Below are 14,012 nucleotides of genomic sequence, written 5' to 3' on the forward strand. Positions count from 1 at the left end.
GTCAATAATTTTTTTGTATAATAATCCATGAGAAATACCTCCTTGTTTAATTGTGGTGATTTAATCATACAGGTATTTCTCTTTTTTTGTCCACTTTTATATACAAAATCGTGTTGGTGGATTATTCCCACCAACACGATTTATTATAGAGCCGTTATTTATTAAGATGTGTTTGGCAAAAATAGACTATATTTACTAGAAGATATATTGTTAAAATATTTTTTATCTATTTTTCATAAAGCTCTTTTTTATTTCATTATCAAGATAACAAGTCATTATTGTCATCATGATTACTGATAGAGTATAATGAATAAAACATAATAAAATAGTCAAATTGGAATGGTTATGAGCAAGTAAAAATGAATAGGGAGGTAAGTATGAAAAAAGATTATATTATGAAGAAAGAATATGTTACAAAAAAAGGGAATAATATAACCTTTACCATAAGAAAAACAACAACAGAAGAAAAACTAAAAACTTTAGTAGGTTTAACGGGTGTTGGATTGTTAATATGGTGGCTCTTTTTCGAATAATGAAATGAAAAATATACTGATTGTTATGAATATGATATAATGACTTTAAAAACGATTCAAAATATTAGTCGTAGAGAAGAAACTGAAAAAAGTCTTTTTGTTTATGGCTAAATACTTTTTGTATACAGAAGAAAGATTTAATAGTAATGAACGAAATATACACTGGTGTGAAAACGTTTTAAAACGTAATGAAAATAAAAAAGTGCCGGAACGGCACACAAATTTGTTAAAGGACAAAGCCTTATTTTAACTCGCTATGTTGTTTTGAATGGTTAAACAATGTTATTTTAACAGGTTTTGTTAAAAATGTAAAGCGTTTTACTTAAAAATAGGAGGGGTTTTATGGCAAAAAAATATTCAATAGGTTTAGATATTGGAGTAGGTTCTGTCGGTTATGCTGTTGTGACGGATAATTATAAAGTACCTTTTAAAAGAATAAAAGTTTTAGGGAATACAGATAAGAAGTATGTGAAAAAAAGTTTGATGGGTTCTTCTTTATTTGAACCGGCTGAAACAGCAGCAGAAAGAAGAATACATCGAACAACAAGACGTAGATATAACAGACGTCGTAACCGTTTGTTGTATTTACAAGATATTTTTTCGGAAGAGATGATGAAAGTAGATAAAAACTTTTTTTATCGTTTAAGTGAAAGTTTTTTGCAAGAAGATGATAAAAAATTATCGGAATCTAAATATCCGATTTTTGCAACATTGGAAGAAGAAATCAGCTATCACAATACATTTAAAACTATTTATCATCTTAGAGAGTATTTAGCTAATACGAATGACAAAGCAGACTTACGCCTTGTTTATTTAGCAATTGCACATATTCTGAAATACCGTGGACATTTTCTTATTGAAGGTTCACTTGATGTATCTAATATAACCGTTAAAGAGAATTTTGAAGTATTTTTATTAGAGTACGAAGAACATTTTGGAAGTTTAAATAAAATAAATGAGCATTTATATGAAGAGGAATTGACACGTAAACTCAGACAAAGTAAAAAAGTAGAGAATATTATGAAACTTTTTCCAGATGAGTTGTCAAAAAGTGCTTTGAAATATTTTGTTAAGTTGATTATTGGTAATAAAGTAGATTTTAAAACAGTATTCAAACTAACAGAAAAATTTGACCTACAATTTTCAAGTGAAACTTATGAAGAAGAAGTAGAAGCTCTTTTAGCAATTATTGGTTTAGAGTATGAGCCTTTATTTGAGTATGCTAAAAAAGTTTATGAGTCGATATTATTATTTGATATTTTAAGAGATAGTCCCTTAGATTCTAATGCACCGCTATCTTCTAGTATGGTTGTGAAGTATCATGAACACCATCAAGACTTAAAAGATTTAAAACAGTTCTTTAAATTATATCTTCCTGATAAATATGGTGTGATGTTCAAAGATAAAAGTCAACAAGGATATGCAGGATATATTTCTGGTGAACATAAAAAAGTTGGTTCCACATTTACATCTACGGCTAAACCTGTTTCTCAAGAAGCCTTTTATAATTTTACAAAAGCTCTCATTGGGAAAATTCCAGAGGGGCAGATATTTATTGATAAAATAGAAAGTCAAACATTCCTTAATAAGCAACGGACTTATGCCAATGGGGTTATTCCTTATCAAATTCATTTAAGAGAGTTAGAGGCTATTTTAGAAAGTCAAGGAAAGCATTATCCATTTTTGAAAGACAACGCCGACAAAATCAAACAAATATTAACGTTTAGAATCCCTTACTATGTAGGCCCTCTAGCAAATGGACAAAGTGAGTTTGCTTGGTTGTCTAGAAAATCAAACGAACCTATTCGTCCTTGGAATTTTGAAGAAATTGTCAATGAAGAAGAATCTGCGAAACGATTTATTGAAAAAATGACACTATTTGATACATATTTACCTGATTGCCGTGTTTTACCTAAACATAGTTTAATTTATGAAAAATATATGGTATTTAATGAATTAACAAAAGTTAGATTCCAATTTAATGGAGGTCAATGGACTTACTTATCGACACAAGACAAACAGAAAATATTTGATGCATTATTTAAAAAATATAGAAAAGTCACTTATAAACAGTTGATTCGTTTTATGGAAAATGAATTGCAGTTTTATGATTTTAAATTGAAAAATGTACAAAATGATGCAGCGTTTAATGCATCGTATGGTACATATATAGACTTGTTAAAAGTTTTTTCTAAAGATTTTTTAGATGATGTGAAAAATGAAGAACTTATTGAAAATGTGATTCATATTTTAACTATTTTTGATGATCGAAAAATGATTGAAAAACAGTTATTTGATTTAGGTATACTTGATGATGCGATAATTAAAAAATTATCTCGTAAGAAATTTACTGGGTGGGGACGTTTGTCAAAAACATTATTACATGGGATACGAAATAAAGAAAACGGAAAAACGATTTTAGATTATTTGATAGATGATGAATTAAATAATCGTAATTTCATGCAGTTAATCCGTGATGCATCATTGTCATTTAAAGAGGAAATTGAAAAAGCACAAGTACAACAATTAGAGTTAGATAATAATGAAGAACTTGTTGCCTCTCTTTCAGGTAGTCCAGCAATTAAGAAAGGTATTTTACAAAGTCTTAAAATTGTTGATGAAATTATTCGTGTTATGGGAAATCAATTACCAGAAAATATTGTGATTGAAATGGCAAAAGAGCATCAAACAACGAAAAAAGGAAAAGATAATTCAAAAAAAAGATATGAAACGATTGAAAAAGGTCTGAATGATTTAGGAAGTGAGTTATTAAAACAAGAGCCTGTTTTGGATAATCAATTATTACAAAAAGAGAAACTATTTTTATATTATTTGCAAAATGGAAAAGATTTATACACTGGTAAGGATTTAGACATAAACTTTTTATCACAGTACCATGTTGATCATATTGTGCCAAGAAGTTTTATTAAAGATGATTCAGTTGATAATAAAGTATTAACTTCAGCTAAAGAAAATGCTAAAAAAACAAATGAGGTACTTGATTTAGACATCGTGAGAAAAGAAAGTTTGTTTTGGAAAAAATTGCATGAAGTAGGTTTAATAAGTGATAAAAAATTAAGTCGTTTAATGAAGCAGGAATTGACAGTTGAAGATAAAATGCGATTTATTCAACGACAAATTGTGGAAACACGTCAAATTACAAAACACGTTGCGCGTTTATTAGATGATAAATTTAATAAAGAGATAGATAATGACGGTAGAAAAATAAGACGCGTAAAAGTGATGACGGTTCACGCTAATATTGTTTCTCGTTTTAGACGAGAATTAAAGTTGTATAAGTTAAGAGAAGTTAATCCATATCATCACGCTCATGATGCTTACTTATTAACAGTAGTAGCCGATGTATTGTTGAAACTTTATCCTCAAATGGAAAAAGAATTGGTATATGGCAGTTATATCAAACACGGTACTTTTGACCAAAATGGAATGAAAGCAACTCAAAGACATGCAATGTATGATAAAATCCTCTCCTTTATGCAGAAAGAAAGACTTGTGGATACATTAACTGGTGAAGTTGTTTGGGATAAGGAACGTATGAAAGAGAAGTTAGGGCATGTGATATATAGCATGCCGGTAACAGTGACGAAAAAAACGGAGATTCAAACTGGAAGGTTGTATAAAGAATCAAATAAGCCGGCGGGATATAACAATAAGTTGATTGATAGAAAACAACATTTAAATGCTGCGAGATACGGTGGTTTTATTGAGCCTACAGAAGCCTATGCTGTTTTTGTGAAGTATGTGGATCAATCTAAAAAGAAACCAAAAGAATTGTCTGAAATGATTAGTATTAAATTACTTGATAGATCAGAGTTTGAAAAAGATGAAAGAGCCTATTTAATGTCTTTAGGTTTTAATAATATTAAAACGTGGTTTATTTTGCCTAAATATAGTTTATTTGAATTTGAGAATGGTGTACGTCGATTGCTATCTAGTGTGGATGAATTGCACAAAGGCAACTATTTTCGTTTAGATTATCAACTAACAGAATTGTTGTATCATGCTAAAAAATTAAGTAGTCCTGTCGTTGATAGTGAAGATACATATAGTTTGGGAAAAAATAGACAGCTGTTTGATGTATTATTTGAACGAGTGGTAGAATTTAATCAATATATTTTAGCAGATAAAGTAGTTAATGAGTTAAAATGTTTATACGAAGAAAATAAAAATAGCGATATTGAAACGATTGCGAAATCTTTTGTAAACTTACTGACATTTACGTCGTTTGGAGCACCTACTGCTTTTACATTTTTCGATAAAAGTATCAAAAGATTCAGATATAAATCTACAACAAAATGTAAGACTGCAATACTGATTCATCAATCTGTTACAGGTTTATACGAAACACGTATTGATTTAGGAGCATTGTAATGGGATGGCGAACAGTTGTTGTCAATACACACTCGAAACTAGCGTATAAAAATAATCATTTAGTCTTTAAAGATGCCTATAAAACAGAAATGATTCATTTATCTGAAATTGATATTCTATTACTTGAAACAACGGACATACTGTTGACAACTATGTTAATTAAACGATTAGTCGATGAGAATATTCTTGTCATTTTCTGTGATGATAAACGATTACCAACAGCTCATTTAGTACCATTTTATGCAAAGCACGATTCTAGTTTACAGTTGTCCAAACAAGTAATGTGGGAACAAGATGTGAAAGCACGTGTTTGGACAAAAATTATTTCTCAAAAAATATTGAATCAGTTTCTTTTACTAAATGACTTTGGTTTTTGTGAAAAAGCGAATCATGTTTTAAAGTTACTAGATGAATTAGAATTGTATGACCCTACAAATAGAGAAGGGCATGTGGCTAGATTTTATTTTAATACACTATTTGGCTATTCGTTTACTCGTGATGATAATAATGATATAAATGCGGCTTTAGACTATGGATATACGTTATTGTTGAGTATGTTTTCTCGCGAGATTGTTGTCTGTGGGTGCATGACACAATTTGGGTTAAAACATGCTAATCAGTTTAATCATTTTAATTTGGCGAGTGATATCATGGAGCCGTTTAGACCGATTATTGATAGAATTGTCTATGAAAATAAAGACAGACCTTTTCAAGATATTAAGCGACATTTATTTTCTATTTTTTCGGATACATTTGAATACAATAATAAGGAAATGTATTTAACGAATATTGTTAAAGAATATACAAAAAAGGTCATTAAAGCATTAAGCAATGGAGGAGAAGGAGTTCCTGTGTTTAGGATATGAGTTATCGGTATATGCGTATGATTTTAATGTTTGATATGCCAACAGAAACAGCTGACGAAAGAAAAGCATATCGTAAGTTTAGGAAATTTTTGATTGATGAAGGATTTATTATGCATCAATTTTCAGTATATAGTAAATTATTGTTAAATCATTCAGCTAGTACAGCAATGATTGCAAGATTGAATGAGAATAATCCAAAAGAAGGAAATATCACTATTTTAACCGTAACAGAAAAGCAATTTTCTAAAATGATTTATTTATGCGGTGAAAGAGATGTTTCTGTTGCTCATTCGGATTCTAGGCTAATTGTATTGGGAGAGGAAATATAATGATGAAATTAAACTTTCCTTTAATTGATGAACCCATCACATTGGATAAGTGCACTATTTTAGTATTAGAAACACAATCGGTTTTTGCTGATTTTATAAAAAATCTATACGCTTATACTGGAGAACAAGGCATTGTAATTTATGACACCATTGATACAATAAATCCATCTGAACTGGTTTGTATCACTGATATTTTAGGTTATGATATAAATTCTCCTACTGTCATAAAATCGGTATATCACGATTTAGAACAGCAGTTAAATGATAAACCTGATGTCAAAACAAAAATAGAAAAATTAGTATCGAACATAACAGAATTACTTATATTTGAATGTTTAGAAAATGAATTAGACTTAACTTATGACACAATTACCATTTTAGAGTTGATAAAAGCCTTAGGAGTTATCATTGAAACGACAAGTGATAGTGTATTTGAAAAATGTTTGGAAATTTTACAAGTATTTAAGTATATGAAGAAGAAAAAAGTACTTATTTTCATAAATACGTGTGTCTACTTATCAAAAGAAGATATGAACGTTCTAAAAGAGTATATTGAATTACAAAATATTTATGTTCTTTTTGTAGAGCCACGAAAAGTATATGATTTTTCACAGTATACTTTGGATAATGATTATTTTTTAATCTATGAAGAAAACAAATGATTGCCATGAAGTAACAAAATGTACTCAATAAGTGACAATAAACTATCGGGAAAATAATTTCCGATAGTTTATTGTGACGTTTGTAATGCCGCATTATGATATAATTGTAAAAATAGAAGATGCATATTATTAAAAAATTTATAATGATAATAATATTTATTATAACTATTTTGGAAGTTTGAAAAATAAAAAACAACCACGAAAACAATCGAAGCAAGGCAAGCGTAAGAAAGTTAAGTAGTTGTTTACAAGGAAAAGAGAGCGAAAGCTCTCGGCTCCTTGTGAATAGTATAACATGTTAAAAGAGAAAATGAAATACATACTCATATATTTTGTTGTTTATTTGGTACACAAATGGATAGAAAGAGATGATGAAGAATAATGACAGAAAAAAGAAAAGGATATACGGACCCAAAACTACAAGCAGAAGCTAATAAAAGATGGTCAGAAAAAAATAAAGAGTATAGAGCTTATTTAACAAGTCGTTCAAGTGCTAGGGGTTTCATTAGAAATAAAGCAACACAAGAAGATTTAAACGAATTAAAGATACTTATACAAGAACGAGAAGAACAATTAAAATATACAGAATAGGAGGAAACTACAAAAAAGCCTTTTACAATAACGAATAAAGCGACAATGATGATACTACTTATAATTGAAATCATCAAAATTTTACTCGAAATAGTAAAAGAACTTTCGAAAAAATAGAACCGCTAAGGGCCTCGGCTCTTAGTTGTATCTTACTTATAAAATATCATGAAAAATACAAATATTATTATGGATTGCGATTATTTTGAATATCGTTCTTATTTTATTGCAGATTAGACGACTTATATAATGACGGAAAAAACTCAAAAATATCGTAGTTTTATAAGAAAAATTATATTATTTTAACGTTAATAATATGAATGTGTTATAATCAAAATAAAAGGCCATTCAAAACTGAAGTTTTGCTAGAACGAGCAGTTTGAGGATAAACCGGCGAACAAAATTTTGAGTTTTAGAGCTGTGTTGTTTTGAATGGTTATAAAACTTAAGTCGTAACCTAACCCCCCTACTTTGTGTTTTAGAGCTGTGTTGTTTTGAATGGTTATAAAACAATAAATATTGCTTATATTTCTTTGCGTGCGTTTTAGAGCTGTGTTGTTTTGAATGGTTATAAAACTCTTTAGAAGAGTATAGGAGGTTTAACACAGTTTTAGAGCTGTGTTGTTTTGAATGGTTATAAAACACATGACGCTATCAATCCTAGTCATTATAAGTTTTAGAGCTGTGTTGTTTTGAATGGTTATAAAACGTTATTTGTTTACAAGACAAGTTTGCCAAGTTTTAGAGTTGTGTTGTTTTGAATGGTTATAAAACAAAACGTGTAAAGCGACCTATTGAAAACCGGTTTTAGAGCTGTGTTGTTTTGAATGGTTATAAAACAAGTTGTGGTGATTGGGTAATGAAATATTTGTTTTAGAGCTGTGCTGTTTTGAATGGTTCAAAAAGAAAAAAAGACACACTATAAACGTTAATTCGACAGCGTTTCAAAGGCGTGCCTTTTTTTGTACACAAATGATTTTATCGATAAATATGATTTATTACAGAATCTATATTTACCAACGATATTTTTGTTGTCTATTAGATATGTTTTATTACTCCCCATGTGATTATTTTTCTTAGATATGGTACAATAAATACAGATATACATAAAGGTCGTTATAAGATGAAAAAACCAAAAATATTTGATATGTGTTTTTCTGTCATTCATGATGCCTATGTTAAAAAGGCAGTGCGTAAACAGAGGACGAAAGAGGAAGTAGATACAATTATTTGTTGGTTAACGGGTTATTCTGTCGAAAATTTGCATATGCTGAGTAGGTCTGAACACATCACGTTAGAGCAGTTTTTTAATCAAGCACCACATATCAATGAGCATGCTGATTTAATTACAGGGACAATTTGTGGTGTGAGAATTGAAGAAATTGAAGATGATATGATGAAGAAAATTCGTTGGCTAGATAAATTGATTGATGAACTTGCTAAAGGAAAAGCAATAGATAAGATTTTAAAATAATAGTATAGAGGTGGACGTATGGCGAATAATCCAAAAGCGTTGGTAGAATGTAATAAAGAAATTAAAAAGTTTGAACAAGTGATGAAAGAGCCGATTAAAAAAAGAAGTTCTGTTTACTATACAGGTGTCGATTTAGGAACAGCATGTATTGTGTTAGCTGTATTAGATGAAAATCATGAACCAATAGCAGGTGCTTATGAGTATGCAAAAGTGGTAAAAGATGGTATGGTTACTGATTATGTTGGTGCCGTGCGAATTGTAAAAAAATTAAAAGCACAGTTAGAGGATGAATTAGGTGTTGAGTTACTTTATGCAGCAGCAGCAATTCCTCCTGGAACACATGCTTTAGATTCAGGCGCGATTAAAAATGTTGTACAAGCAGCAGGTTTTGAATTGACGAATTTATTAGATGAACCTACTGCAGCCAATCAAGTGATGCATATTAAAGATGGAGCTATTGTAGATGTTGGGGGAGGTACAACAGGTATTTCTATTTTACAAAACGGACAAGTTGTGAGTGTTGCAGATGAACCAACGGGTGGGACGCATTTTTCTCTTGTGCTCGCAGGAGCTTATAAAATGTCATTTGATGAGGCGGAACTTTTTAAACGTAAAAAGAAAAACCATGTTGAAGTTTTAACGGTTGTGAAACCAGTTGTTGAAAAAGTGGCATCCATTATACAAGAATATATACAAGATTATAAAGTAGATGAGATATATTTAGTAGGTGGAACATGTTGTTTAACAGGCATTGAACAAATTGTTGAACAAAGAACAGGGATTAAAACGTATGTTCCTAAAAATCCAATGTTTGTCACACCATTAGGTATTGCCAAAAGTTGTACGAATAAACCTTTAGATATTTAAATAAATAGTGTTTATATCAAATCGTGTTGGTGGATTACTCTCCCCCAACACGATTTATGATAGAGATTATATAAACTGAGTGAATGGGTCATATATCCATTCACTTTTTTTGTTGTGTCATAAATAATTGCTTGCTTTCTAAGTGTATTAACTATATAATACACTTAACAAATGTATTAAACGATTGATACACTAAATAAAAAGGAGGTGTTGGTATGGAACCTTTTGATAAGCGTATACCGGTTTATGAACAAGTTATTAAGCGTATGAAAAAAGATATTATTACTGGAAAATATCATGCTGGAGAAGCGATACCGTCAAGAAGGGAGTTGGCTCAGATGTATCAAATCAATCCAAATACGGTGCAACGTGCATATAAAGAAATGGAAGAAATCGGGCTTATCTATACAGATAAAAATGTATTAAGTCGAGTGACAAATGATGAACACTATTTAAAAAATTTAAAATCAACTATTTTAAATGAGGCATTAGATAAGTTTTTTGATGATATTGCATTTATGGGGTTGCACGAAAACCAGTTGATAGAATATATTCATCGCTATTATGAACAGAAAGAGGGTGCTTTAGATGCTAGAAGTGAATAATGTGTACCAATCCTATGGAAGTAAAAAGATTTTAAAAGGTATGAGTTTTACGGTGAAAAAAGGAGAAGTAACTTGCTTAATTGGTATTAACGGTTCTGGTAAATCAACAACAATGAATGCGATTATGGGGTTAATACCAATAAAAAAAGGAACGATTACCATTGATCATGAACCAATCAAACATAAAATGTATGACCATATTATCTATATTCCAGATCAGTTAGCAATGTATCCCGAGTATACATTGAAACAAGCGATTGCCTTTATGCAAGATTTTTATGACTGGAATAAGGAAAAAGAAGATAAGTTACTGACATTGTTTAAATTGAAAAAAGAAGAGAAGTTAAATCGTTTGTCAAAAGGGAATAAAGCAAAAGCCAATTTATTATTAGGCTTATGTGTCGAATCAGATTATGTGTTATTAGATGAGCCTTTTTCAGGTATTGATATTTTTACGAAAGAACAAATTTTACGTGTTTTCTCAAGTGACTTGATTGAAGATAAGGGTATTTTATTAACCACACATGAGATTAATGATGTGGAAACACTGGTAGATAAAGTTTTACTCATGGAAGACGGAAGAATTATTCGTGAGTTTTATGCAGAAACGATGCGAGAACAAGAAGGCAAATCCATTATAGATGTCATGAGAGAGGTGTATGTATCATGAAGATGTTTTTAAATCTATTGACAGTTGAATTAAAGCGATTATCAAAATATGCCTTGTTTGGTGCATTTGGTTTGATTTTACTTCAAGGTATTAGCTTGAGTTTTGTTTTAAACGCTGAATTAAACAGACAGACGTTTATTAGTAATGCTGAAAAATTCCCGTATGAAACAATTATCAGTAGCGGTACATTGTATACGTGGAGTATTATGGTGTTCTCTATTGCTTTTTTTATTCTTGTACGACAAATATGGCATTGGGATTTTCATCGCAAAGGTAATATGGCCATTCGATTATTTACCTTGCCACAACACAGATTTGTGATTTATTTAGCCAAATTAGTTGCCATTTCATCTTTAGGTATTTTGTTTATAGGACTACAACTATGTTTAGATAATCTTTGGATTATTGTTGCTAATTTCTTTATTCCAAAAGCACAACAAGTAGAGATGAATGCTTTTTTAAATATGTATGCAAATTATAAAGATAGTATTACTAGTAGTCTTTATTATATCAATCCATGGTATATTGGACGAACCTTATTTATACCTTTTGCTTTTATTATCCATATTTTCTTTTTGGAAATACTAGCTCAATCTATTTCTTATTTACATGTTTTTATAAAATATACTGTTTTAGTCGGAGTTACAGTTGGTTTAATTGCCTTGTTTATCAGTAGTAGTATATATATTTATAAAAATTTAATAGGCTCTGAGTATTCGATTTTCCTTGTTGCATTAGGAATGATTATTGTCATCATCGAGATTTTATTATCGAATTATCTTTTATGTAAAAAAGTCATGATTAGGGGGTGAAAGTTGTGAAAAAATACAGTATCATTATTGTAGTTGTGATTTTAAATGTTTTGTCACTTGTTTGTTTATTTGGAAACTATACTTTTTCTAAAAGTCTTTTACCAAGTGTTAAAATCGAAACAATCAAAAAAGATGACAGTCAAGTAAAAAAAGTTGAACTAGTTGGAAGTTTTATGACAAATTACAGAGGAATGCCTTTTCGGTTGAATGATAAAGGCACATCACTCGATAATGAGGAAATAAATCCTCAAAAAAATATAATTAGTAAATATCAAAAAATTCCTATTTTAAATAGACCGAATATTGATTTTGTATCACAATCAACAGAAATAGGCGATTGGATTATTTTATTAGCAAATACAAATGATAATTTAAAAGGAAAACTTATTTCTAATTTATACGCCTATAATCAAAAGACAGAACAACTATTTGAAACGCCAATTAGTGACATTCCGATATTTGATGGTATTTTTGTCAAATCAAATGACAAGCTTTATTTTGTAGGTACTACATCCAATAAAGAAGATTCTTCTATAAAAATTTTAGAGATTTTATTAGAAGATACACAAATGATTGTAAAAACGATTAAAGAAAATCTTAAAGGAGTAGACTATCAGGGGTTTTCTGTTTTTCAATCTGATTCAACATTTAATGTTGTTTTTAGAAATAAAGGAAAGTTTTTTGTTTACCGTGTTTTAAAAGATGAATTAGTCGATTTGTCGAAAGAAATTTTTGATGACATATATGTTTCGGGGAATCCGTATACTATTTCAGATATATCCGTTGTAGCAGACAGAGTTTATTATAAAACACAAACAGAATTGAAAACATTTGATTTGAATACTAAAGAATATCAAACAATAAAAAAACTAGATACAAAGCAAATCTTATTCGATGATGAGTATATGTTTGAAGAAAAAGATTTGACAATAACGATTACCAATTTAAAAACGAATCACATTATTTATGAAGGTAAAATAACAGGTGATTTTAAAGGGTATGAATTAAGCATAAATAATATATATTTAAATGATAAAAGAGTTTCGTTCTTTCCAATAAGATAGTACGACAAAAAATTATTCACATTTATCGTTGAAAACACATGACTTTTCTTGACGACTATTTCTTTATTTAGTATACTACTAGTTGTGTAAAATAATGCAGCAAAATTAGAAGTACAGCGTCAACAGTTTTTCACGACTAAGTGTCATTGTGTAACCTGCGGCTGCTAAAGGTGAAGATGAAAAGAAAAACTGCACGTATACGGTCTAGTTAACTATTATTTTACTCCAAAACAATTTATTATTGGAGGAATTTTATTATGTCACGTTATACAGGTCCATCATGGAAATTATCTCGTCGTTTAGGTATTTCTTTAACAGAAACTGGTAAAGAATTACAACGTCGTCCATACGCACCAGGTCAACACGGTCCAAACAACCGTAAAAAATTATCAGAATATGGTTTACAATTACAAGAAAAACAAAAATTACGCCATATGTACGGTATGAGCGAACGCCAATTCGCAACTTTATTTAAAAAAGCTGGTAAAATCAAAGAAGGTAAACACGGTGTTAACTTCATGATTTTATTAGAACAACGTTTAGATAATGTTGTATACCGTTTAGGTTTAGCAACTACTCGTCGTCAAGCACGTCAATTAGTAAACCACGGTCATATCACAGTTGACGGCAAACGTGTAGATATTCCATCATACAGCGTATCTGTTGGTCAAGTAATCTCTGTTCGTGAAAAATCAAGAAATGTTGAAGTTATCAAAGTTGCTGCTGAAGGTATCTTTGGTCGCCCAGACTACGTTTCATTTGATGTAGAAACATTAACAGGTTCTTTAACACGTTTACCACAACGTGAAGAATTATCAGAAAACATTGACGAAGCATTGATCGTTGAATACTACAATAAATTAGGTTAATTTTAATAGTATATCACACTCACAAATCCCTTGTATCAAGGTTTTTGTGAGTGTGTTTTTTGTCATCTATGTAAAGTTTAAGATGAATCTTTCTAGTTTATAATACAAGTATAAGATGTTATAATAAGGGCTCTATAATAAATCGTGTTGGTGGGAATAATCCACCAACACGATTTTGTATATAAAAGTGGACAAAAAAAGAGAAATACCTGTATGATTAAATCACCACAATTAAACAAGGAGGTATTTCTCATGGATTATTATACAAAAAAATTATTGAC

13 protein-coding genes and 1 CRISPR repeat array are annotated in these 14,012 nt (G+C 29.9%); all 13 genes read left to right on the forward strand.

The genetic code is table 11. The features are described 5' to 3' along the window. Nucleotides 1-377: 377 nt before the first annotated feature. The 13 genes from GMA06_RS07295 (at nt 378) to rpsD (ending at nt 13,731) form a co-directional block, all read left to right on the forward strand. Nucleotides 378-533 carry a hypothetical protein gene (locus tag GMA06_RS07295; RefSeq protein WP_163562184.1) on the forward strand — a complete coding sequence of 52 codons (156 nt, stop codon included), beginning with the start codon at nt 378-380 and terminating at the stop codon, nt 531-533. 342 nt (nt 534-875) lie between these two features. Next, complete coding sequence (gene cas9, locus GMA06_RS07300) at nt 876-4,925, forward strand: type II CRISPR RNA-guided endonuclease Cas9 (protein ID WP_163562185.1); 4,050 nt, start codon at nt 876-878, stop codon at nt 4,923-4,925. Then, nucleotides 4,925-5,791, forward strand: coding sequence for a type II CRISPR-associated endonuclease Cas1 (cas1, locus tag GMA06_RS07305; RefSeq protein WP_163562186.1), 867 nt, complete (start codon nt 4,925-4,927; stop codon nt 5,789-5,791). Before cas9 ends, cas1 begins: the two co-directional genes overlap by 1 nt. Further along, nucleotides 5,788-6,120, forward strand: coding sequence for a CRISPR-associated endonuclease Cas2 (cas2, locus tag GMA06_RS07310; RefSeq protein WP_163562187.1), 333 nt, complete (start codon nt 5,788-5,790; stop codon nt 6,118-6,120). The genes cas1 and cas2 overlap by 4 nt, the downstream gene beginning before the upstream one ends. A gap of 2 nt (nt 6,121-6,122) precedes the next feature. Then, on the forward strand, nt 6,123-6,782 hold the full coding sequence (csn2, locus tag GMA06_RS07315) for a type II-A CRISPR-associated protein Csn2 (protein WP_163562195.1): 660 nt from the start codon (nt 6,123-6,125) through the stop codon (nt 6,780-6,782). Nucleotides 6,783-7,163: 381 nt separating this feature from the next. Beyond that, nucleotides 7,164-7,373, forward strand: a complete 210-nt coding sequence (locus GMA06_RS07320; RefSeq protein ID WP_163562188.1) for a hypothetical protein — start codon at nt 7,164-7,166, stop codon at nt 7,371-7,373. Between the two features lie 406 nt (nt 7,374-7,779). Then, nucleotides 7,780-8,276: direct repeats of the CRISPR family, unit length 36 nt; unit sequence GTTTTAGAGCTGTGTTGTTTTGAATGGTTATAAAAC. A 217-nt stretch (nt 8,277-8,493) separates the two neighbouring features. Next, nucleotides 8,494-8,844 (forward strand): DUF2200 domain-containing protein, encoded by a 351-nt coding sequence (locus GMA06_RS07325; protein WP_163562189.1) that lies wholly within the window; start codon nt 8,494-8,496, stop codon nt 8,842-8,844. An 18-nt stretch (nt 8,845-8,862) separates the two neighbouring features. After that, nucleotides 8,863-9,711, forward strand: a complete 849-nt coding sequence (eutJ, locus tag GMA06_RS07330) for an ethanolamine utilization protein EutJ (RefSeq protein WP_163546345.1) — start codon at nt 8,863-8,865, stop codon at nt 9,709-9,711. A 215-nt stretch (nt 9,712-9,926) separates the two neighbouring features. Further along, nucleotides 9,927-10,316, forward strand: coding sequence for a GntR family transcriptional regulator (locus tag GMA06_RS07335; RefSeq protein WP_163562190.1), 390 nt, complete (start codon nt 9,927-9,929; stop codon nt 10,314-10,316). Then, complete coding sequence (locus tag GMA06_RS07340; RefSeq protein ID WP_163562191.1) at nt 10,300-10,986, forward strand: ABC transporter ATP-binding protein; 687 nt, start codon at nt 10,300-10,302, stop codon at nt 10,984-10,986. The genes GMA06_RS07335 and GMA06_RS07340 overlap by 17 nt, the downstream gene beginning before the upstream one ends. Beyond that, nucleotides 10,983-11,798, forward strand: coding sequence for a hypothetical protein (locus GMA06_RS07345; RefSeq protein ID WP_163562192.1), 816 nt, complete (start codon nt 10,983-10,985; stop codon nt 11,796-11,798). The genes GMA06_RS07340 and GMA06_RS07345 overlap by 4 nt, the downstream gene beginning before the upstream one ends. A 5-nt stretch (nt 11,799-11,803) precedes the next feature. Then, nucleotides 11,804-12,862, forward strand: a complete 1,059-nt coding sequence (locus GMA06_RS07350) for a hypothetical protein (RefSeq protein WP_163562193.1) — start codon at nt 11,804-11,806, stop codon at nt 12,860-12,862. A 257-nt stretch (nt 12,863-13,119) separates the two neighbouring features. Beyond that, nucleotides 13,120-13,731: a 30S ribosomal protein S4 gene (gene rpsD, locus GMA06_RS07355; RefSeq protein ID WP_163562194.1), complete on the forward strand. Its 612-nt coding sequence runs from the start codon at nt 13,120-13,122 to the stop codon at nt 13,729-13,731. The last annotated feature ends 281 nt before the right edge of the window (nt 13,732-14,012 follow it).

This window comes from Granulicatella sp. zg-84 (genome assembly GCF_010892375.1).
Lineage (GTDB): Bacteria > Bacillota > Bacilli > Lactobacillales > Aerococcaceae > WM01.

What these genes read in the sequence shown, in the direction of transcription:
- GMA06_RS07340 (WP_163562191.1), top strand. Translation starts at nt 10,300, where the DNA reads ATGCTAGAAGTGAATAATGTGTACCAATCCTATGGAAGTAAAAAGATT.
- cas9 (WP_163562185.1), top strand. Translation starts at nt 876, where the DNA reads ATGGCAAAAAAATATTCAATAGGTTTAGATATTGGAGTAGGTTCTGTC.
- cas2 (WP_163562187.1), top strand. Translation starts at nt 5,788, where the DNA reads ATGAGTTATCGGTATATGCGTATGATTTTAATGTTTGATATGCCAACA.
- rpsD (WP_163562194.1), top strand. Translation starts at nt 13,120, where the DNA reads ATGTCACGTTATACAGGTCCATCATGGAAATTATCTCGTCGTTTAGGT.
- GMA06_RS07345 (WP_163562192.1), top strand. Translation starts at nt 10,983, where the DNA reads ATGAAGATGTTTTTAAATCTATTGACAGTTGAATTAAAGCGATTATCA.
- GMA06_RS07295 (WP_163562184.1), top strand. Translation starts at nt 378, where the DNA reads ATGAAAAAAGATTATATTATGAAGAAAGAATATGTTACAAAAAAAGGG.
- GMA06_RS07320 (WP_163562188.1), top strand. Translation starts at nt 7,164, where the DNA reads ATGACAGAAAAAAGAAAAGGATATACGGACCCAAAACTACAAGCAGAA.
- csn2 (WP_163562195.1), top strand. Translation starts at nt 6,123, where the DNA reads ATGAAATTAAACTTTCCTTTAATTGATGAACCCATCACATTGGATAAG.
- GMA06_RS07335 (WP_163562190.1), top strand. Translation starts at nt 9,927, where the DNA reads ATGGAACCTTTTGATAAGCGTATACCGGTTTATGAACAAGTTATTAAG.
- eutJ (WP_163546345.1), top strand. Translation starts at nt 8,863, where the DNA reads ATGGCGAATAATCCAAAAGCGTTGGTAGAATGTAATAAAGAAATTAAA.
- cas1 (WP_163562186.1), top strand. Translation starts at nt 4,925, where the DNA reads ATGGGATGGCGAACAGTTGTTGTCAATACACACTCGAAACTAGCGTAT.
- GMA06_RS07325 (WP_163562189.1), top strand. Translation starts at nt 8,494, where the DNA reads ATGAAAAAACCAAAAATATTTGATATGTGTTTTTCTGTCATTCATGAT.